The organism is Paenibacillus sp. P2(2022), assembly GCF_029522175.1.
Lineage (GTDB): Bacteria > Bacillota > Bacilli > Paenibacillales > Paenibacillaceae > Paenibacillus > Paenibacillus polymyxa.
Map to the genome: position 1 here is coordinate 306,012 of NZ_JAKWFI010000001.1, position 23,502 is coordinate 329,513.

Consider the following 23,502-nt stretch of genomic DNA (forward strand, 5'->3'; position numbering starts at 1 on the left):
TAGAGACGTCAAGGCAGGGAGGTTGGTTATTATGTGGAGTATTCATTTTGAGCAACAGTTTGTAAAATGCCCGGAAGCAACTGGTGAACAAATCACGGATTTTTTGAGCACATGGAACATCAAGCTATCGGAGCAGGAGATTCACGAAATCCAACAAAGACAAGTGAACCCTTTCCCGAAATCGTCTCCATTTTATGATCAATATAAACCGCTAGATCCTGTGGGCTGGCATCTGCCCCAAGAACAATTTCCTGATAGTTACATAGAATTGCTGAAATACTCTAATGGCGGGGAATTTCAAAATGGAGAACGTTATTTTCAATTTTTCAATACCGAGGATTTGAGAGAAATGAACCTCGCCTACGAGCTGCCAGAGTATATGCCCGGTGCCGTGTCGTTTGCGATGGATGGCAGTGGAAACCACTATATGTTTGATATGAGAGAGGAAAAAAGAAACAACGAATACCCCATTCTTTTTGCTCATTCTGGTAGCTTGGGGTATGACGAATGTGAACAGGTTGCCCATTCATTTATAGAGCTGTGTACGGAAAAATGGGCATTATATTGATAGGTGCATGATCCTGCCCAATATATAGCAATAGCGAGAAGTCTATTGAATTGGGGACTTCTCGCTATTGTGCCGTATGGGTATGTCCCTATAGCTGAATTTGAGCTAGTTGTTTGAACAACGAATCGACGGTCTCGGAATTCTTGCACCAAGCTATCTTACATATGTGGTGGCCTGATTGCCAGCGTAATCTTCAAGCACGATCTTTAGCGAGCTGGTACGAGAAGTAGGGGTAAAAGTGAGTTCACTTAATTTTGTTCTTCCCCGGACAATGTAAGGAAACTTTTTTGATACATAAGTTACACCAAATAGTTTGGGTACATCGTTTTCGTATACATATAAATAATGCCAGTCCTTCAAGGTGGGTAGAGCAAGCGTATAGGTTGATCCGGTGACTGTCACATTCTCTTTTGCATAAGGCTCTATCATCGTGTCTGCGAGCTGCCCGGTATAGGCTACAGGTTCATGATTGCCGATGGCGATACGTAGGGTGTAGCGATCACCATTTGTGGGCAGATCGGTAAACGTAGCCGTTTCAGCGCCATTGTCCGCCGTAATGGTTTTCTGGAATACGGTGTCCGTATAGTCGGTGATTAAGGTCAATTTAACCGTTCCGTCCGCTTTAGAGGGATTTTTCCACGTTACTGTAGCCCCCCCGTTTTCTTTCGTCTCCACCTTAATATGACTGACGGCAGCATTCAGATCGTAGCTTAATCGAGCCGGTTCGCTTTCCGTTCCATCAGCCCCAACTGCGGTAAGCATTAATTCACCGGATTTATGGTTTAGGGATTTAATATAATAGGTTGAGTCATAAATTCCGCCGATATAGGAGCCGTTCTCATACAGATTGTATTGTTTAACTTTGGAGTAATCCTCAATGTCCCAGGCTACGAGCATTTCGTTCGTATCGGTCAGGGCCTTGGTGATTTTAAATCCTGTCGGCGCGGCTGGTTTCCGGGCAGAACCGTCTGTTATCTTGATTTGGCCGATATTCATCTGATAGTTTTTGATTGTTTTATTCGTATTATCAAAAGATAAACCGAAAGCTGCAATCGTTTTTCCTTGATAGGGGCTCAAGTCCAAATTGCGGCTAACCCAGCCCGTGGTTTGTTTACCAGAGTTAGGGATGCTGACTTTTACGACTTGGCCGGGGTTATCCTTGAACATAAGTCCGATGCTCAGTACTGAGCTGTCATCAGAGGAAGGCTTATTGTACGTGATGGACAAGTTTGAATTCTGATTAACCGACAGATCCGTTTTATACAGTCGTAAAAAGTTATCTGAATTCAGCTCTCCGTTCACGACGAGGGAACTGCCGCCCTGATAAGCGCCCACAGGCTGATAGGTAAACCGAGTACCTTTGGTATAATTCGGGCCATAGTCGTAGTCAACCGAGAGCGGTTTACCTTTGGTATCGAGCCACCATTGCCAGGTCACCGGGATATCCTGAATATTAATGTTGGACCATTCCTTCGGATTGGAAACAACTCCATTCACTACATACTGCAAGCCATGGCCGGTATTGAAGCTGGTGTTAAAATGGGAGCCACGGATGACAGAACGTTCGGCGATATATGCCGCGATACCGTCCCAGTTTGCACCTGAAGCTTTTACATCAGACAAATCTACACTTGGGTTTCTTTGTGCACGAACGGGATTCTGATTCGGACCGGACCACCAGACACGGTCGCGGATAAAGGTCATCCATTGATAGGCATTGTCAGCTCTGCGATTGGTGTCCTGCCCGCCAAGCTCTTCATCCAGCGCATTATGTGTGAAATCGGCTCCCAACGTTGCGATACTGTTCATCGGCTGCCCGTTATCACCAATGTTCAGACGAAGGTCGTATTTTTGCTTCCATCTGCCAAAGTCACCATTCCCGCCCTCAATCCCGGCAAAAACAGTTTTAAGAGGGTTCAGACCCAATTGCTTGGCATGGTCGCGGGAGCTTTTCAGCTTCGCTTTGTCCCACCAATAATTCAGAAAAATAGAATCGGACACCTGTCCATATTGCTTGTCTTTGACAAACGGGCTGTTCACGGCATTAAACTCATTTTGATAAGCAATTTTCCCGGTTGCGTTTACGGTGGAGTCGTACCATTGCACATACATACCCTGATCCCGTAAGTATTTCATAAACTGTTTGTACCGGGGGATATCCTCTGTAGCTACGCCTTTTGAAGCTTCCTCCTGGTTGATGAAGTAGCCGTCATAGCCATAATATTTCGCCATTTCGATCAATTTTTTGGCTACCGGAAATTCTCCCTGAGCATCCTGTACGAGCATTTGCTTATACGTTTGCGGTCCACGGTCATTATCCGAGAAAAAGATACAGGCGATGGAGAGAACGCCGTTTTTGTGCGCCGCATTCGTATAACCCGGATTTGGAATGTTCAGAATGCCGAACTCAAACCACTTTTCCGTCCAATCCTTTTGGGGATCGTATAGCTCTTCAGGGACATGGGCGGTAGGCATGCCATGCCAGTAGCCGTAATAGTCGGTATACTGCCAGTAATTGAACAAATATTGGCTGAATTTATTGGTATAGGGATAGCTATCGAAGAAAGCGTTACCATAATCCCCGCTGAGTGTAAACATTTGCGTGTCAGGGCTTAAAGCAGGCTGAGCCTGTGTGGCTGCAAAGGGGCTGTTTCGTTGTTGCAGTGGGACACGGGCTCGAAGCATATCTCCATAGACATCTTGGGTAGGAGTCCAGTCCAAAATATGTGAGCTGGCGTATCCATGCTGATAAGGCTGATTCGGCCCTTTGGCGCTTTCTCCTTTATACGGGAGGGTATCGCCTGCATACACGGATGGAGAGAGGGTTTGACTGAACAGGACAGAAGTCAAAACCAGAGCAGTCCATTTTAAAGCGAACTTGTGAACCTTGTTACGTTTCATAGCTCATCCCCCTAACGAGTATTTATCTCCCTAAAGATAATCAATAAAACGGTTTTTACATAGAGGATAAATTAAAGATATAGCGTTTAAATTAAAGAAAATCGCGTTTTTAATGAATGCGCTTACTTATCTCCTGCGAAGGACATGGTATACTTTATTTACGCATCACGATTCTGGAGGGCTTATACCATGAAAAGGGGTACTAGATACACTGCTTATTTTAAAAACAACATGTTCCTGAGGATACTAGTGTTGTTCTCCTGTATTGCGATTTTGTCCATCATTACAATTGCATATGTCACGTATGTTTCCATTTCGCAATCCATTGTTCGGCGGGAACTGGATACCCAGAAAGCAGCTATGGAAAGTGTTGACCGTTATATCCATCTCCGGCATGAATCCGTCCAGAACATGGTGCGAGATATGTACCGGAATGAGGTTCTCTCAATGAATGTTTCCTTTTTTATGGACCACGCGTATTCCGAATATGTACAGCACCGCATGGACGAAATGTACATGGAGAGTCATGATTACTCAACAGATGTACTCACCTATTTTAAAAATTGGTTGGATGAAAATAGCGATATCAGCAATTTGATTTTGTACAGTGCCGACCAGCAATATCTGTCTACTTTCAATGAGAACAAGCAATTCAAGCAATTCCCGGTGCATGCGGCGCGTTCCTTTGTACCGGATGTGATGGCTGCAGAAAGCAAAAGCGTCTCTACTCCGAATTACTGGATTCGGAAGGCGGTTGATCAGTGGAGCCCCTCGTTATATTCGTTACAAGTCCCCATTAACAATAAGCAAACACTCAAAAATACCGGTCAGCTTCTAGTATTTCTAAATTCCAAAAGTATCTCCAATGCACTTGCCAGCTACGGGAACAACCTGAAGGGAGAAATTATCGTTCTGTCCAGCAATGGAACCGTTCTGTTCGATTCAAGGAATAACTATTACGGAAAAACGTACCCTTATGTCGAAGTGACCCGATCATTATATGACGATGTGGATTCCGATGCCGGGATCATTCAGACGAAGAAAAATATGTATATTAACAAGCTGATTTCTCCGGACGAAGGATATGTCGTGATTGGGGCAGTCCCCCATGAGGAAATGGCTCAATCGTACCGGGGCATTCGTAATACGATTTTGACCATCAGTGTCATCTGTATTCTGTTTGCTGTGTTGTTCCCTGCATTCTTCGTCATTAACTTTGCTAAACGAACGAATCGGATTATTAAATTCACTCGTCAAGTAAAAAATGGTGACCTCACAGCTCGCATTCAGGACCTCCGAGAGGACGAGTTGGGACAAATCTCTCGAAGCTTCAACGATATGCTGGACGAACTTAATCTATATATTGAACGGGTGTATAAAGCAGAGATCAAACAAAAGCAAACGGAGCTTGTGGCGTTGCAGGCACGTATTCATCCACATTTTTTGTATAACACGCTTGAAGTGATACGTATGAGGGCGATTTCCCAGGGAGCCAAGGATGTAGGAGAAATGATCTATAGCTTATCGGTGTTGTTCAAAAGCCTGGTTCAGCAGAAAAAAATATACACGCTTAAAGATGAATTGGAGGCTTGCAGATTATATCTTGAGTTGTTCAGAATACGCTACAAGGAAAGGTTCAATTACACGATTACGGTCGACCCCGAGTTGTATACCCGCTCTGTCATGAAGCTGATGCTTCAACCCATCATTGAGAATTATATTGTTCATGGTATCCAAAGCGACCGGAATGATAATGTGCTGACCATTGATGTGCGGGAAACGGGGGAGGTTCTGCTGGTTGAGATCCGTGACAATGGGAAGGGCATTAAAGAGAAGCGTTTGAAAGAGATTTTGGAGGAACTGGAACGCCAGGAGGAAAACGGACAAATGTTTGGACTACGCAGTGTGCACACCCGACTTCGGTTTCTACACGGAGCCGATTACGGGATTGAACTGGAGAGCCGCAGCGGTGAGGGAACGACGATTCGGGTACGATGCCCCAACAGGGAAGGGATGGATGCCATATATGTATAAAGTATTTATTGTAGACGATGAGCCTTTTATCATTGAAGGATTATACGATATTGTGGATTGGACCTCTTTTGGGCTAGAAATTGTCGGACATGCGGAAAATGGCTCTTTGGCGCTGGAAGCGCTGGCCTCCAGGCCCGTGGACATACTTATTACGGACATTTCCATGCCAACGATGAATGGTCTCAGGCTGATTCGTGAGGCGAGAAAGCTGCATGCTGACTTGAAGGTGATTATTTTGAGTGGATTTAATGAATTTGATTACTTGAAGGAAGGCATGAAGCTGGGCATCGAAAATTATCTTCTGAAGCCGATTAATGTGGATGAACTGGAATCCACTTTATGCAATACAAAGGAGAAGCTGGACAGGTTCCAGATGGATCAACGACATGAGACGTTCGGGGTGCAGGTGCTTAAGGAAAATACGTTGTACCGTTGGTTGACAGGGCAGATTGCGCCTACAGAATTTCAGGAACGTGCTGAATTGATAGGTTTTTCGTTAAATATCCCCTTTATGGCGGTAGCCGTGTTACGGACGGAGGGGGATTCGGTAGGAATGCATCAACAGTTAAGGCAGTACATTCAGCATCAGCCCAACTTAACATTGTTTCTCGATGTTGATGCGGATAGTGTAATCATTGCCGCACTACCAAATTATGATGAGGGCAGACAGGACTTGATTATGCTGTTGGAGGATTTTTCTGTTCAGTGGTCGACGGACGGGAAAGAAACAGTTTATATCGGGATAGGCAGCGCCGGTTCGCTTGTTGCTGCTCCACGCAGCTATAATGAAGCTAAAAAATCACTGGAATATTTTATGCTATATGATGACCGCCGGATCATTGACTATACGTTGCTAGAGGAGGGCGGGGGAAATGCTGGCGAGACTTGTTCCATCGAATGGAAGGATTATGAGAAGCTGATTATAGCAAGAGACCTAGATGCGCTTACCGCACGGATTCAGAGTGATTTTGAGCAAATCCAGCATCTTGAAAGGGTTACCCCGGATGAATTGCGGAATATGGCGCTGGAACTGGTGATCCGGTTCAAGATGGAACTGGAGAGCATCAAGCATTCCAATGAGTCGGAGCGGTTTCAGCAGGGGTTGCACCAGATAAAATGCTGTACGACATGGGCAGAGCTGGTGAGCGCGCTTCAGCATGTGGCGACAGAGACGGTGAATTCACTACTGCAAGATATGAAAAACCCTATTGTAAGTCAGGTGCTGTCCTATATCCATGTTCATTATGCCAAGGAGCTATCGTTAAAAATATTAGGATACCAGTACAACCTTCATCCCGTTTATCTCGGTCAGTTATTTCATAAGGAAACGGGCGAAACCTTTGCTGAATATATCAATCAATACCGGATTAAAAAAGCCAAGGAGCAGCTTAAAAGCACAAATCTCAAGGTAAACGAAATTGCGCGGAACGTAGGGTATTGGGAAACGGGATATTTTTATAAGCAGTTCAGAAAATATGTGGGCATTTCCCCGACAGACTATAAAGGATTGGGATAAATACCAGGTGTACATGGATTTCTTTAATTTGTACCTTGGTTTATTAAGTTTATCTTCTTTATGAAAGTGCTTACATTAGTTAAGGTTAACGTAGTTGCTTCATCAATGAGGATTTCGCAAAAATCCTGAAACAGAAATGAATGAAACGACAGGGTCAGATTCCATTTCATAAGGGAGGATCATACATGGGTAAAAGCAAAAGAAGCTACTCGTTTGTTCTAGTGATGTGTATGGTTTTGACGCTCATTCTCAGTGCATGTGGAGGAAGCAGCGGTGGCGGGGAAACGACGAATGAGGGAGCGGAAAAGCCGGTAGAGCTGATCTGGTATACCATTGGTACACCTCAAAAAGATGTAGATCGGGTGATGGAAGAGGTTAGCAAGTACACCCAAAAGAAAATCAACGCCACGATCAAAATGAAAATGGTCGATTGGGGCGACTACCCGCAAAAAATGCAGGTGAATGTGGCTTCGGGAGAGCCCATGGATATTGTATTTACGGCTTCCGGTGGTTTTGATTATGTACAAAATGCCAGAAAGGGCGCATTCATGGAGCTGGACGACTTGCTTGACAAGTACGGTCAGGATCTTAAAAAGACGATTAATCCTGCGTTTCTGGAAGGCTCCAAGGTGGATGGTCATCATTATGGCATTCCTGCCAACAAGGAGCTTCCACAGCAAGAGGTATGGCGGTTCAATAAAAAATTGCTAACCCAATACAAGCTGGACCTTTCCAATGTCCGCTCGCTGGATAGCCTGGAGCCACTGCTCAAAACGATTAAAGAAAACGAGCCCGGCGTAACGGCATTCGGTATGGACAAAAACTATGTTCCCTATGTTCCATATGACTATATCATTCAAAACCTGCCGATGGCTGTCAAACTGGATACTACGGACTATAAAATCGTAAACATCTTGGAAACACCTGAAATGAAGCAGGCGCTGACGACGATGCATAAGTATTACAAGGCCGGATATGTATCACCGGAAGCTGCAACTACAGGCTCGACTAATGATTTAACTACGTCCGGAAACTGGTTTCTGGATCGTGCGCAAACTCAACCACTAGCCGATAATCTATGGTCTGCCAGCTACGGCTATCCGGTGATATCGACCCCTGCCAGTGATCCAATTGTGACCAATACGTCTGTTCAGGGCTCCATTATGGCAATTTCGGCTAACTCGGCAAACCCTGAAAAGGCGATGCAGTTCCTGAACCTGCTGAATACAGATCCAGTATTACGTAATATGGTTGACTCTGGTATTGAAGGAGTGCATTACAAAAAAACAGATGGCCAATATATCGAAAATCTGGCTGATTCCAAAAACTATGATATGCCTTCGTATTCACTCGGTAACAATATGCTGCTGTATCTGAATCCGAATGATCCTGCTGACAAATGGGAGCAATTCAAGAAGTTCAACTCGGAAGGAAAAAACTCTCCCATCCTGAGCTTCAACTTTGACAGCAGTAAAGTATCCACGGAGATGGCAGCGGTGCAGAACGTCAAAGAGCAATTTTGGGCTTCGCTGATGACAGGCACGCTAGAACCGGAAACGAATCTCCCGAAAGTAATTGAGAAATTCAAGCAGGCTGGGCTGGATAAGGTGATGGCGGAAGCGCAATCCCAGCTTGATGCTTGGAAGGCACAAAACAGCAAATAATCCTTTAGGTTGTGAAATAAAAGCGAGATCGGGCGGGTGTAAGTTACGCCCGGTCTTTTTCCAATAGCTATTTTAGCTGATTTTCTCATTACAGATTGGGAGGGGATACCTATGGCCGCATTTTTCAGAAATGTGATTCGAAACAAAGTTATGCTGTTCATGGTGCTGCCTGGCGCTATCTGGTTCTTTTTCTTTTCATATCTGCCGTTGGTTGGTACTGTGGCTGCCTTCAAGCAATATCGTTTTAACAGGGAAGGATTCTGGGCCAGTATTTATACGAGCAAATGGGTGGGCTGGGATAACTTCAAGTTTCTGTTCAATAACAATGATGCCTATGTCATCACGCGAAATACCCTTTTGTATAACCTGGTCTTTATTATTCTTGGACTTGTGTTTTCAGTCGTTATGGCTATTCTGCTCTCCGAGCTGATTAATAAACGGTTGGCGAAGCTGTACCAGACAGGCATGTTTCTCCCATATTTTCTATCGTGGGTCATCGTGGGCTACTTTGCCTTCAGCTTTCTGAGCATGGATCGGGGAATGCTGAATCAAATTCTCGCAGGGTTTGGCATCGAGCCGATTCAGTGGTATTCAGAGGCCGCCTATTGGCCTTATATCTTGATTCTAGTCAGTCTATGGAAGGCGATCGGTTATAACAGTGTCGTTTATCTGGCTTCAATTTTGGGGATCGATAAATCCTTGTATGAAGCAGCCATGATAGATGGAGCCAGCAAGTGGCAGCAAATTCGTAATGTGACGATCCCTTTGCTCTCGCCGATCATTATCATTATGACGCTGCTTGCAGTCGGACGGATTTTTTATGCGGATTTTGGTTTGTTCTATCAGGTTCCGAGGGATTCGGGCACCTTATATTCAGTAACGAACGTTATCGACACTTATGTATATCGCGGTTTGAAAACGACAGGCGAAATCGGGATGAGCACGGCGGCAGGTTTGTATCAGTCGGTGGTTGGCTTCGTTCTCGTCATCCTATCCAATTATGTTGTGCGAAAAATAGATAAAGACAGCGCTTTGTTCTAAAAGAGAGGAGAGGGGTGTGGACTATGGCTTCTGGAAAAAAAAGAAAAAAACGAGATTTCCATCATATTTCACGGGGCTGGAATGTTGTTCTGAATGGGATAGCAGGGATGTTCGCGTTCCTATGTGTGTTTCCGTTTTTGTTTGTCGTCATTATTTCCCTAACCGATGAGAAAACGCTGGCGCGGGACGGATATCGTTTGCTCCCGGCTCAATGGAGTCTGGAAGCCTACCGCTTCATATTTCGTACCAGTGATACGCTACTGCGCTCCTATGGGGTGACGATTGCCGTAACGGTCATCGGTACGGTGATCAGTCTCATTCTTATTTCGTTATATGCGTACGCCATTTCACGAAAGAGCTTCCGCTACCGGAGATTCTTTTCCATTTTTGCGATTTTAACCATGCTCTTTAATGGTGGAATGATCCCGACCTATATGGTCGTTTCCCAATTGCTCGGGCTTAAGGATACGATTTGGGCTTTGATTTTGCCGCTTGCCATGAATGCCTTTTATATTATGATCCTGCGCACATTTTATAGCACCAGTGTGCCTGATGCCATTGTCGAATCAGCCAAAATAGATGGGGCAGGCGAGTTTTACACCTTTTTAAAAATCGTGCTTCCACTCTCTCTGCCTGGACTTGCTACCATTGGCTTATTCAGCACGCTTGGTTACTGGAATGACTGGTTTAATGCCCTGTTGTATATTGACAATCCCAATCTGGTGCCGCTTCAGTCTATGTTGATGCGGATTGAATCCAGCATTCAGTTCATCCAGCAAAATTCGCAAAACAGCTCTATGAGTCTGGCTGCACTTCAATCCATTCCGCAGGATACCTCGCGGATGGCGATGGTGGTGCTGGCGACGCTGCCTATTATATTCGCTTATCCTTTTTTCCAGCGTTACTTTGTGCAGGGACTTACGGTTGGGGCTGTGAAGGAATAACAGGGAAGGAGAGACATGAACATGTTGATTTATAAAGACAAAAGCAAACCGATCGAAGAACGGGTTAAGCACTTAATCGGTTTGATGACGTTAGAAGAAAAGGTGGGGCAGCTTGTGCAGCCCTTTGGCTGGCAAGTGTATGAGCACATAGACGGGGAATTGTCCCTACATCATGATTTCAAGCAGCAGGTACAAAATGGAGGAGTCGGCTCCTTATACGGGGTACTTCGCGCTGATCCGTGGACCGGAGTGACCTTGGAGAATGGCTTATCTGCCAAACAAGGGGCGGAGGCTGTGAATATGATCCAACGTTATGCGATAGAGCATTCCCGGCTGGGTATCCCGATACTGATCGGTGAGGAATGCTCTCATGGGCATATGGCGATTGACGGCACTGTGTTTCCGGTTCCGCTGTCCATCGGCAGCACATGGAATGTTGATTTGTACCGCGATATGTGCCGTGCGGTTGCGAGTGAAACCCGCGCTCAGGGCGGGGCGGTCACGTATTCGCCCGTGCTTGATGTTGTGCGTGATCCGCGCTGGGGACGCACGGAGGAATGCTTTGGCGAAGACCCTTATCTCATCGGCGAATTTGCTGTTGCCGCAGTGGAGGGGCTTCAGGGGGAAAGCTTATTCAGCGAACATAGCGTAGCTACCACATTAAAGCATTTTGCAGGCTATGGCAGCTCGGAAGGCGGACGTAATGCCGGACCTGTGCATATGGGCTGGCGCGAGCTTTTGGAGGTCGATCTGTATCCATTCCAAAAAGCGGTGGAAGCAGGGGCGCAATCTGTTATGCCAGCCTATAACGAAATCGACGGGGTCCCGTGTACAGTGAATACTGAGCTATTGGACGATACTCTTCGTCAGGCGTGGGGATTTGACGGTCTGATCATCACAGATTGTGGCGCGATTGAAATGTTAGCGAGCGGACATGATGTGGCCGAAAATGGATTGGATGCCGCTGTGCAGGCAATTCGCGCAGGAATTGATATGGAAATGTCCGGGGAAATGTTCGGCAGTCATCTGGTCGAGGCGGTTCAGGCTGGCAAGCTGGAGACGAGCGTGCTGGATCGGGCGGTTCGCAGGGTGCTCACGTTAAAATTCAGGCTCGGTCTGTTTGACAAACCGTATGTGAATGCAGAACGAGCGGAGCAGGTAATTGGTCAGGCGGAGCATATTCGGTTGGCTCGTCAGCTTGGGACCGAAGGGATCGTGCTACTTAAAAACGTCAATAGCACGCTTCCCCTGCCGAAAACCTCCAAGCGTATTGCGGTCATCGGCCCGAATGCAGATCAGATCTACAACCAACTGGGCGATTATACATCACCGCAGCAGAGATCCCGTGTGGTCACTGTGCTTGATGGTATCCGTGACAAACTGGGCAAGGATCATTCAGGCGTTCTGTATGCACCTGGCTGCCGGATTAAGGGAGAGTCACGGGAAGGCTTTGATAATGCACTGGCATGTGCGGCTGAGGCCGATACCGTGGTGATGGTGGTTGGAGGGTCCAGCGCCCGCGATTTCGGGGAAGGGACGATTGACCTGAAAACCGGCGCCTCGAAGGTATCGGATCACGATTGGAACGACATGGAATGCGGCGAAGGCATTGACCGGATGACGTTGGGGCTTGCAGGCGTACAGCTTCAACTCATGCAGGAAGTCTACAGGCTGGGGAAGGAGCTTGTCGTCGTTTATATGAACGGGCGACCGATTGCTGAGCCATGGGTGGAGGAGCACGCACATGCCATTGTGGAAGCATGGTATCCCGGTCAGGAGGGAGGGCATGCAATCGCGGATATTTTATTTGGGGATGTGAACCCTTCGGGACGTTTGACTCTTTCCATCCCTAAACATGTGGGGCAGTTGCCGGTATATTACAACGGCAAGCGTTCCCGGGGCAAGCGGTATCTGGAAGACGATGCCGAGCCGCGCTATCCGTTTGGCTACGGCCTTAGCTACACGACGTTTAGCTATGAAAGGCTTACACTAAGCGCCAATTCGATCCGAGCGGGCGAATCCGTTACGGTTACAGTCGATGTAACCAACACGGGCGACCGGGAAGGGGCTGAAGTAGTTCAGTTATATATTTCGGACGTGGTGAGTTCGGTGACCCGTCCAATCAGGGAACTCAAGGGCTTTTGCAAGCTTGTATTACAGCCGGGAGAAACACGGACGGTGGTGTTTGTAGTAGGCTCCGACAAGCTGCAATATATAGGGCATGATCTACAGCCAATCGTTGAGACTGGGCGATTTTCTATTCAAGTAGGCAGGCACTCCAAAGATACCCTGTGTGCCGAGCTGATCGTACGGGAGGATGAATAATGGAGCGTATCAAACGCCTGATTCGGGAATTGTCGGAATGCCAATGGCTGGAGAAGCTGGATTTGCGGAGCTGGAACATTACACGCTCCACTTACCTGGCACCAGGTCAATACGAAGGCGCCGAGCCTTTAACGGAAGGACTGGACCTCAAGCGATTCCCCAGCAGTCAGGGGACGACTTATTTTTTTCGAATGCGGCTGAATGTACCAACAGCGTGGTTGAGAGAGCCTTTTGGATTGGTGTTTGAGTCCGGGGGAGAAGGTTTGCTGCGAGTCAATGGTGCTTCCTATCACGGGCTTGATCGCAATCATACCTATGTCACGCTAAATCCAGAGCTCATCGGGTCTTCCCCTGAGCTGGAGATTGAGCTGTTTGATCCGGTACCTGAGCCCGTAGATCCGCTCAATCGGCAGGCTGTCATTCAACCTCCGATTTCTTCTATTACAAGCTATCTTGTACGGCCCAATAAGCCTGTGCAAAGCCTGATGTATACCGTTACCGTTGTTAGCGAAGCTGCTCTACTGCTGCCTGAGGGCGACATCCGTAGCATACGCTTGCTGAAAGCCCTGTATGAGGTGATGGATTGCTTTGCGAATTTGGAGGAAGACGCCATTCGAGCAGGAGGAGCGATCTCAGCCACAGAAAAGGAGCTGATTCGTCAGGTTCAGGAGATCGGCGGAAATGCGCAAGCTTTGGAACACATGGTAGGACAGTCGCACATCGACATTGCTTGGCTGTGGCCGATGCGCGAGACCGTACGGAAAACAAGCCGAACCTTCTCAACGGTGGATGCGCTGATGGATGAATACCCGGCCTATCAATATGCACAGAGCCAGCCGCTGCTGTTCTCTTTTGTAAAGGAAAATGATCCAGAGCTGTATGAACGAGTCAAAGCGAGAGTCGGTGAAGGACGGTGGGAACTGGTCGGGGGGATGTGGGTAGAGCCTGATTTGAACCTGCCCAGTGGCGAATCACTCATCCGCCAAATGCTGTATGGTCAGCGTTTTTACCAACAGGAATTTGGCCAAACCTCTCATATCGAATGGCTGCCGGATACGTTTGGCTACTGTGCGTCCCTGCCGCAGATTTTAAAGCATGGGAAGATAGACTATTTTATGACGACCAAGCTTGGCTGGAATGATACGAATGTGTTTCCTTACGATTTGTTCCACTGGGTGGGCATCGATGGGACTTCGATGTTGTCCTACCTCAATCATGGCGTGAATGAAAATACACGGCCCCAGGACATTCATGACCATTGGCAGTCTTATCGTGAAAAATCAGCGCATCCTGAGCACATGTTGCTTTACGGGCATGGAGACGGCGGGGGCGGAGTTACGCGTGAAATGCTGGAATATATAGAGCGTTCTTCGCTAATGGTGGGATTGCCTGCGAGTCGGTTCAGCACGGCGGGACAGTTTTTCGCAGGCATAGATCAGGCACATCCGAAGCTTCCCAAATGGCATGGTGATTTGTACCTTGAGTTGCACCGAGGAACCTACACGACCCACGCCCGCAACAAACGCAATAACCGGAAAGCGGAGGGAGTCTACCGCGAGGCAGAACTGTGGAGCACGCTGGCATTACCACAGCTGGAGCCGGAGCAGGTGGAGGATATCTGTTCGGCATTGCATGAGGGCTGGAAGCTGATTTTGTTGAATCAGTTCCACGATATTATCCCTGGCTCGGCGATTACCGAGGTGTACGGCACTTCGGATAAGGAGTATCAGCAAATTTTCGAATGGGGACATGTCGGGCTTCAACAGGGGATTACGACGCTGGCGGCTCAAGTGAACACGGAAGGATCGAGAGCAGGAACACCGTATCTGGTGTTTAACAGCCTGGGCTGGAGCCGTAATGCTGTGATTCATATTGCTACGGAATCGGCACAGGGATGGTATGCCTACCACTACGCTAATGATGAAGCCGAGCGGCTGGACACCGATGTGGAGGAAGGCGGCATTTCGGTGCGTATTCCGGATGTTCCTGCACTGGGCTACAAAACGATTTGGTTGGAGCGAGAACAGGCCCAAGCAGGTGAGAAGCCCGGGATCGCTATGATATCCGGACCGCTGGGGGACATCTGGGAGACGGCATTTTATAAGGTGCAATTTAACGAGCGGGGCGAAATGATTCGCCTGCTGGATAAAGCGGCAAACCGTGAAATTTTGAAGCAAGGAGAACGGGCAAACCGTTTTTATTTTTTCCATGACCGTCCGACGCTGTGGGATGCCTGGGATTTGGATGACCGCTATGAGGAACAGGTAGCAGGAGAAGCCGAGTTGCTGGAAAAACAAGTAGTGCTTCAGGGAAAAACGAAGGATGTGCTGCGCTTCCGATGGCGAATTCATCAATCTGAAATGACACAGGATGTAATCTTTTATCATCATGAGCGGCGAATTGATTTCAAGACGCATGTGAGCTGGAATGAAGCGCACAAGCTGCTAAAGGTAGGCTTTCCTATAGATGTGGTTACGGACAAGGCGACTTATGAAATTCCGTTCGGTGCCTTGGAACGGCCGACCCATCGGAATACGAGCTGGGAGCAGGCGCAGTACGAAGTATGTGGACACCGATTTGCGGATATTTCCGAGCACGGGTATGGCGTGAGTCTGCTCAATGATTGCAAATATGGCTACGACATTCAAGACAGTACCATCCGTCTGTCTCTGCTACGAGCACCCAAATGGCCGGATAAAGATGCCGATCTGGGCGAGCACGATTTTACGTATTCGCTTTATCCACATGTTGGAGATTGGCGCAGCGCTCATACTTTGCGTCATGCGGCTGAGCTGAATCAAGATATGCCTGTTGTGCAGCAGCAAAAGCACAATAGCGGAGTGCTGCCGAGCAGTGGATCGTTCATTAACTTTGATAGCCGTCACGTTGTGCTGGATACGATCAAGCCGGCCGAAGATGGACTGGGGTCGATTCTTCGTTTGTACGAATCTTCCGGGGGACGGGAAACGATCAAGCTGACCTGGCCTTACACGTTCAACGCAGCCTACGTGTCGAATGCGCTGGAGGAACCTGTGCAGCTGCTTGAGCTGGAAGGTAGCTGTCTCACATTATCTTTTACACCTTATGAAATTAAAACGATACGTTTGCAATAGATATGCAGGATTGGAATGACTATAACCGCACGGGTGTTTCCCGTCAGATTAAGGAGCGAAAAAGCTATTGGAACAATTCAGACTTCCCCAAATACCGATGCCCGAACTTGACATGCCGCAGGCTGTTCAGGACGTACTCAAGGAAGCGGAGCAAGCACTGGCTCACAGGCCGAAGCTGCTGAAGCTGTTTAAAAACTGTTTTCCAAATTCACTCGAGACGACGACCAAGCTAATGGATGATGGGACAACGTTTCTCATTACAGGGGATATTCCAGCTCTTTGGTTGCGGGATTCTGTAGAGCAGGTCATTCATTATGTGCCGTTAGCCAGGGAGGATGCTGATTTACAGCGCATCATTGGGGGGCTGATCAAGCGCCATATTCATTATGTCCTCATAGACCCGTATGCGAATGCGTTCAATGAGACAGCGAATGACTGGCACTGGAATGCGACTGATGAGACGGAGATGTCACCATGGGTGTGGGAAAGAAAATTTGAAATCGACTCGCTGTGCTTTGTCATTCGGCTAGCTTATATGTACTGGAAGGAAACGGAGCTTACCGATATTTTTGATTCAAAATTCAAGTCGGCTCTGCGCAAAATAGTGGATGTGTTCAAAACGGAGCAGCGTCACCAAGAGCAATCTGCGTATCGTTTTACGCGTAATAACGGCATTCCCACAGATTCCTTGCGCAATCAGGGACTCGGTATGCCTGTAAATTATACAGGGATGATTTGGTCGGGCTTCCGTTCCAGTGATGATGCTTGCGATTTTCACTACAATATACCCGGCAATATGTTTGCAGTGGTTGCTTTGCGGCAGATGCAGGAGTTTGCGGAGTGGGTATTCCGTGATATGGACTTTCTGAACGAGCTGAAGGAGCTGGAGGCTGAGGTGGAGCACGGTATCCGCTTGTACGGCATTTACCGCCATCCGGTATTTGGGCCTATATATGCTTATGAAACGGACGGATTTGGCAACTACTGCCTGATGGACGACGCAGGTACACCGGGATTGATGTCCATTCCGTATTTGGGCTATACGACGGCGGACGATCCTATCTATCAAAATACGAGGCGCTTCGCTTTAAGTCAGGAGAATCCGTTTTACTTTGAGGGCAAGGCGGCTAAAGGCATCGGAAGTCCGCACACGCTGCCAGGTTACATCTGGCATATGGCCCTGTCTATGCAAGGATTAACGGCCCGGACCGCAGAAGAAAAGCTGGAGAAGATCCAGATGCTGGAAGCAACAGATGGGGACACTGGCTACATGCATGAAGGCTTTCATGCCGATGATCCTACGGTTTTTACGCGAAAATGGTTCGCTTGGTCTAACAGTCTGTTTGCACAGCTTGTGTATAAGGCTATGAAGGATGGCTTGTTATGAATGGAATCATAGTAAACCCATCCATCGTTGTTTTCAGTGAGCAAGGCTTTCCCACTATAGGGAGCCTGTTGCCAGATGAGGCATTTCAGGGAGTTGCAGACGTGGTAGTCGTACGAGCGGATGAATTGGCTGAAACGCTAAAGCATATGGACAACGGTTGCTTTGTCAATCTGCATGCACCGTACTTCCCCAAATCCGCTTGGACTGAAATCGTGGCATTTCTCCATAGGGGAGGAGGGCTGCTTAACGTCGGGGGAGCACCCTTTAAGCATCCGGTACGCAATCCTGCTGATGAGCATGGAGACTGGATAATTGAGACTGAACAGACTGCGTATCATCAGGAGCTGCATATTCATGAGGTGCTGCGAGTGGATGCGTCGAAGGTAGCTTCACAGGTCGCATCAGAGGATATTCCTGTACTGTATGGTCAGGAGTCGCTGTTTGAGGTGACAGATACGTGTAATCTCGTTCCACATACGACCAAAAGCAGCGATCTGCCACACCAGATGGGCTCTGCCGGGCCGATGAATACGCAAATTTATCCTTTGCTTAAGGGAGTAAGTAAGGACGGTCGGGATATTGCTGCCCCGGTCGTGCTGTGGGAACATGCCCGGGGTCTGTTTGCCGGCGCACGCTGGATGTTTATCCATGTGCCGTTGAGAGCTTCCTTTTGGGAACAGGATGGTGAGCAGCTGCTTGCCCAATGGGCACGTTTTTGCGCCAAGGGGATGACGGAGCTATCTATCAAGCCGAACTATGCTGCTTATGAGTCCGGGGAACGAGCCATACTGACACTTCAAACCCAGAGATTGCAGCGAGAAGGAGCCACGCCCAGAAATCACGAGATATGGAGCTTTGACCTGACGGTGGAGCAAATATTGGATGAGTACAAACAGCAGGTATGGAGCAATCGCTTGCAGATTGAGGTTAGCAAAGAACAGAACTTTGTACGTATTCCCCTTGGTTTTTCCATTCTAAGCGGTTTATATCGGGTCATTTGCCGAGCTGAATCATCGGATGGTGAAGTGCGTATATTGCGACAGGGCTTTTGGGGGCAGGATGCCGAACTGCTGGCTGAAGGACACGTCATCATGCGCAGTCGGGATTATTTTATAAAAGACGGGCGTCCGTTGCCTGTTGTTGGTATGACCTATATGACCTCAGATGTGGCACGGAAATTTTTGTTTTTGCCCAATGCAGCAATTTGGGATCGGGATATGGCCCAGATGGCCAAAGCAGGCATCAACTGGATTCGCACAGGGGTATGGACAGCTTATCGCAATATGATGCAGATAGACGGACACGCTTCGGAAGAGGTGCTTCGTGCGATTGATGCTTTTTTGCTGACAGCCAAAAGGCATGGCTTGCAGGTGACGTTCACGTTCTTTTCTTTTACGCCGGAAACGTGGGAAGGGGTTAACCCTTATCTTGATCCGCAAAGCGTGGAAGCACAAAAGCGATTCATTCGCAGTATTGTCAGTCGGCACACGGCTACAACCCATGTGGATTGGGATCTAATTAACGAGCCTTCGATGTTTGATCCGTCGCGTATTTTCGCAGACGGTCCACGTTCTGCGAGGGACTCATGGGAACAGGCGGCGTTCAGCACATGGCTGGAGCAACGCCATGGCAGCATCGAAGCTTTGCAGGAAGCCTGGAATATGACGCCACAGCAGCTTTCCTGTTTTGCTTCTGCCACAATCCCCGAGCCGGAGGAGATCAACTTCGACGTTCAGGATATGCATCAGGCCAAAAAGGGAGCCAAATGGCTGGATTACTGTCTATTTTCGATGGAAATGCACAATCTGTGGGCCGAGCAATTGGCGACTACGATTCGGGAGCTTTGTCCCGGACATTTGGTAACTGTAGGTCAGGACGAGGCACTGGGCGCGCAACGGCCATCTCCGTTTTTTTATGAGGCTGTGGTGGATTATACGACGGTGCATTCATGGTGGCTGAATGATCATTTGGTGTGGGACGGTATTTTTGCCAAAACACCAGACAAACCGAATCTCGTGCAGGAAACCGGGATCATGTATGTTGAGACACCGGATGGTCGAGCCAAGCGTTCGGAGGAGGAGCTGCGCGACATGCTGGAGCGCAAGTATGCGTATGCCTTTTCGACTGGCGGAGCGGGTGCGATTCATTGGATCTGGAATACGAACTTTTATATGGATAATGCCAATGAATCGCACATCGGTGCGTTACGTGCGGATGGGACCGAGAAGCCAGAAGCAGAGGTATCTTACGATTTTGGGCGTTTTATGAGTGATATTCGCGATCTGTTTACAGACCGGAAGCTGGAGGAAACGGCTGTTGTATTCCCGTATTCCAATGATTTCTCCAACCGGTCACTTGCCTTTGATGCCACGACACGGCTTACCCGGGTGATGTCCTATAATCTTAAGCAGCCGTTCCGTGCCGTCTCCGAGTATCATCTGGACTCGCTCAAGCGGCAGTTACCGAAACTGATTATGATCCCCAGCGCGCACAATTTCGATAGTACATCGCTGGAGCATCTTCTGGACATGGTGCGAGCCTTCGGTGTGACGCTACTAGTCACCGGACCACTGGGGCTTGATCCTTACTGGAAAATGACCGAACGGGTTGATGCCATTACTGGGCAGCGTACACTGGGGAACGTCCAACGGGAGGAAGCACTGAGTCTGGAGGGTCAAACCTTTCCTGTCTCATTTGGACAGCGGCGAATTGCTGAGGTCGCTAAAGAGGAACTACTATCACCAACAGCAGATGGAAGGATGGGGGATGAAGTTGTGAACCTGCCGCTTGGCAAGGGGCGCTTGATCTGGAGTCCGCTTCCACTGGAGTTGAATGGTAGGGATGAGCCGATTGCTGAGCTATATCGCTACGCCCTCACTGCTGCCGGGGTGGAGCGAGAGCTGGAATGGATAGACGGTGGCGATCAGCCGGGACTATATGGACGTAAGCTGAATTTCAAGAATGGGGGCCTATATATTTTCGTATCGGAGTTTTCCCGGGATACCCAAGTGCGTGTTCGGGATAAGGAGACTGGATTATCCTACGCTTTTCTGTTGCCAAGGAGCCGCTCTATCTTGTTTGCTGTGGGTCGAGAAGGTCAGTTGCTAGCAGTATATCGTCCCGAGGACGTGACGATTGAAGTGATACAGTGAACAATGGCAGGTCAAGACATACGGTGAGGAGATATGCGATGAGCGAGCAAAGGGATGAATCAATCAACAATCAAGCGATAAGCAGGGAAGTAGACACATACACGGGCAGCAAGACGACAGCACATATTATTTCGCATACCCACTGGGATCGGGAGTGGTATTTGCCTTATGAGAAGCACCATATGCGCCTGATTAGCCTGATAGATTCTCTGCTGGATAAGCTGGAGCAGGACCCGGATTATAAAAGCTTTTATCTGGACGGGCAGACGATCATTCTGGAGGATTATCTACAGGTTCGGCCCGAGCATAAGAAACGGCTGGAGCAGCATGTTCGCAATGGTCGTATTTTTATCGGACCCTGGTACATTTTGCAGGATGCTTTTCTGACCAGCGGTGAAGCTAATATACGCAATATGCAGATTGGTCACCGCGATGCCGAACGTTACGGCAGTCCGTCCAAGATCGGATACTTCCCCGATACGTTTGGCCTGGTTGGGCAGACTCCGCAGTTCATGCAACAGTCGGGGATAACGAATGTTTTCTTCGGAAGGGGCGTAAAGCCGACAGGGTTTAACAATACGGTGTCGGATAGAGGCTACGAGTCTTCCTTTTCGGAACTGTTATGGACGGGGCCAGACGGATCAGAGGTACTCGGTATTTTATTCGCCAACTGGTATTCCAACGGCAATGAGGTTCCTATAGATGAGGCGGAAGCCAAGATTTATTGGAAGCGTAAACTGGATGATGCGCAAAAATATGCTTCAACTGGTGAACTGCTGTTCATGAACGGTTGCGATCATCAGCCTTTACAGCTTGATTTACCGGAAGCAATCCGTACGGCACAGAAGCTTTATCCAAATATCGAGTTTGTTCATTCCAATTTCAACGATTATCTGACTTCTCTGAAACGGACTTCCCAAAGGCAACTCTCGTCAGTGAAGGGAGAGCTTCGCAGTCAGCGCACGGACGGCTGGGGAACGCTGGTGAATACGGCTTCTGCTCGGGTGTATTTGAAACAGATGAACCAGTTGGGACAAGTGATGCTGGAAAAAGTGGCAGAGCCGCTTGCGACCGTCGCGCATCTGCTGGGGCAGGCTTATCCTCACCATTTGTTCACCTATGCCTGGAAAACACTGATGCAGAACCATCCGCATGACAGTATTTGCGGTTGTAGTGTGGACGAGGTGCACCGTGAGATGGTGACCCGGTTCGATAAGAGCCGTCATGTAGCCGAGAGCATTGTGGATGAAAGCATTGAGGTCATTGCGCAAACCGTGGATACGACGGACTTCAATCGCTTTGGAGCAGATGCGTTGCCACTCGTGATTTTTAATACGTCAGGCTGGGAACGCAGTGGTGTAGTGTCGGCAGAACTAGAAGTGGTGCGTCTGTACTTCCGCGAAGGATACACGCTTGAGGAGGCTGCTCATCAAGCGAAGAACGTGGATCTTTCCGGGCGCATACTGGTGGACAGTGAAGGGAGTCCGGTGGCATGCAAGATGGAGGACCTCGGGCTACAGTTCGGTTATGATTTGCCGGATGACCGATTCCGCCAGCCTTACATGTCTCGTCGGGTTCGCCTTACCTTTGAGGTTGAACGTGTGCCCCTGCTAGGCTTAAAAACCTATGCTTGGCTGAGAAGTAGTATCGATACGGACTCCTCTTCCCTTTTTCATGGCAGTCGCAGTATGGAAAATGATTTACTTCACGTCGAAATTGCGGATAACGGCTCTTTTACCCTGACAGATAAGCGTACAGCCCGCAGCTACAAAGACCTTGGCGTATATGAAAATGTGGGTGATATCGGCAACGAGTATATGTTCAGACAGCCCGAGGGAGAGCAGGCACTGACTACCAAAGACTTGATCGCTGATATTCGCATGCTTGAAGATACACCTTTTCTGGCATCCATCGAGATTATCCATCATTGGGAAATACCGGCTTCCGCTGATGAAACGCTGGAGCAGGAGCAGCGAGAACTGGTTTATTATCCGTACCGCAAGGCTCAGCGCTCCTGGCAGACCGTTCCGCTGACGATACGGACCGTCATTTCTTTATCTAGGAACAGCAGGGGGGTTTCCATGGAAACCACCTTTAACAACCAGGCCAAGGATCACCGTCTTCGCGCTCTGTTTCCGACAGATATAGTTTCTGGTGAGCATCGGGTGGACTCGATGTTTGAAATTGCAATCCGGGACAATGAAACCGCACCTGAGTGGGAAAACCCAAGCAACACACAGCATCAGCAGGCGTTTGTGGATGTAAGCGGGGAACAGGCGGGTCTAACCGTAGCCAATCTCGGGTTGAATGAATATGAAATCATGCGTGATGGACGTAACACGATTGCAATAACGCTGCTTCGCTCAGTTGGCGAGCTGGGGGATTGGGGATGGTTCCCGACGCCGGAAGCGCAGTGCCTAGGTGAGCACACCGCTCGTCTGGAAATCATTCCACATGATGGCGACGGTATTCAGTCCGGCGCGTATACAGAAGCCTATCAATACCAAATTCCTTGGATTGTAAAACAAACGGGGATTCATGCGGGTACAGTTGCTTCAGATTATGCGCCGTTTGATTGGCAAAGCACGGAGCTTGCCTTTTCCTCTATGAAAATGAATGAGCTGTCGGGGGATGTGCTGCTACGCTGGTACAACATGAGCAATAGTATAGCCGAATTAATTATCAAGCCCGGGCCGCACCAGTGCGATTTTTATAAAAGTAATATCCTCGAAGAACCAGGAGAAGACATCGTAGTGGATTCTTCTAATGAGTTGCTTCAGTCTGTAAAGCCGCATGAAATTATCACACTGGGTTTTAAATTGAAGACCTAACAATAAAGTAAAGAAGGCCATAGCAA

The 23,502-nt window shown here is 48.3% G+C and carries 12 protein-coding genes; 11 read left to right on the plus strand and 1 reads right to left on the minus strand.

Features of this window, described 5'->3' with window-relative positions:
* Positions 1-31: 31 nt before the first annotated feature.
* Positions 32-568: an SMI1/KNR4 family protein gene (locus MMB75_RS01345; protein ID WP_257126144.1), complete on the plus strand. Its 537-nt coding sequence runs from the start codon at positions 32-34 to the stop codon at positions 566-568.
* 153 nt (positions 569-721) lie between these two features.
* Here the strand turns inward: MMB75_RS01345 and MMB75_RS01350 are convergent, their stop codons facing one another.
* Positions 722-3,469 (minus strand): endo-beta-N-acetylglucosaminidase, encoded by a 2,748-nt coding sequence (locus MMB75_RS01350; protein ID WP_257126143.1) that lies wholly within the window; start codon positions 3,467-3,469, stop codon positions 722-724.
* Between the two features lie 189 nt (positions 3,470-3,658).
* Between MMB75_RS01350 and MMB75_RS01355 the strand changes: the two genes are divergently transcribed.
* The 10 genes from MMB75_RS01355 (at position 3,659) to MMB75_RS01400 (ending at position 23,476) form a co-directional block, all read left to right on the plus strand.
* Positions 3,659-5,503, plus strand: coding sequence for a sensor histidine kinase (locus MMB75_RS01355; protein ID WP_107733197.1), 1,845 nt, complete (start codon positions 3,659-3,661; stop codon positions 5,501-5,503).
* Positions 5,496-7,019: a response regulator transcription factor gene (locus MMB75_RS01360; protein WP_025365482.1), complete on the plus strand. Its 1,524-nt coding sequence runs from the start codon at positions 5,496-5,498 to the stop codon at positions 7,017-7,019. The genes MMB75_RS01355 and MMB75_RS01360 overlap by 8 nt, the downstream gene beginning before the upstream one ends.
* Positions 7,020-7,204: 185 nt before the next feature.
* The gene (locus MMB75_RS01365) at positions 7,205-8,683 is read left to right on the plus strand and encodes an ABC transporter substrate-binding protein (RefSeq protein ID WP_025365481.1); all 1,479 of its coding nucleotides are present in this window, start codon (positions 7,205-7,207) and stop codon (positions 8,681-8,683) included.
* A 111-nt stretch (positions 8,684-8,794) separates the two neighbouring features.
* Positions 8,795-9,724 (plus strand): ABC transporter permease, encoded by a 930-nt coding sequence (locus MMB75_RS01370; RefSeq protein ID WP_025365480.1) that lies wholly within the window; start codon positions 8,795-8,797, stop codon positions 9,722-9,724.
* A gap of 23 nt (positions 9,725-9,747) precedes the next feature.
* Positions 9,748-10,668: a carbohydrate ABC transporter permease gene (locus MMB75_RS01375; RefSeq protein ID WP_016821751.1), complete on the plus strand. Its 921-nt coding sequence runs from the start codon at positions 9,748-9,750 to the stop codon at positions 10,666-10,668.
* 21 nt (positions 10,669-10,689) lie between these two features.
* Positions 10,690-12,993 (plus strand): glycoside hydrolase family 3 N-terminal domain-containing protein, encoded by a 2,304-nt coding sequence (locus MMB75_RS01380; protein WP_025365479.1) that lies wholly within the window; start codon positions 10,690-10,692, stop codon positions 12,991-12,993.
* Positions 12,993-16,106, plus strand: coding sequence for an alpha-mannosidase (locus tag MMB75_RS01385; RefSeq protein ID WP_045244314.1), 3,114 nt, complete (start codon positions 12,993-12,995; stop codon positions 16,104-16,106). Before MMB75_RS01380 ends, MMB75_RS01385 begins: the two co-directional genes overlap by 1 nt.
* Positions 16,107-16,173: 67 nt before the next feature.
* A complete protein-coding gene (locus MMB75_RS01390; protein WP_045244315.1) occupies positions 16,174-17,493 on the plus strand; it encodes a glycoside hydrolase family 125 protein in 1,320 nt (439 codons plus the stop codon).
* The gene (locus MMB75_RS01395) at positions 17,490-20,645 is read left to right on the plus strand and encodes a beta-galactosidase (RefSeq protein WP_045244316.1); all 3,156 of its coding nucleotides are present in this window, start codon (positions 17,490-17,492) and stop codon (positions 20,643-20,645) included. Before MMB75_RS01390 ends, MMB75_RS01395 begins: the two co-directional genes overlap by 4 nt.
* A gap of 38 nt (positions 20,646-20,683) precedes the next feature.
* Entirely contained in the window at positions 20,684-23,476 is a 2,793-nt protein-coding gene (locus MMB75_RS01400) for an alpha-mannosidase (RefSeq protein WP_080942669.1), read from the plus strand.
* Positions 23,477-23,502 lie beyond the last annotated feature (26 nt).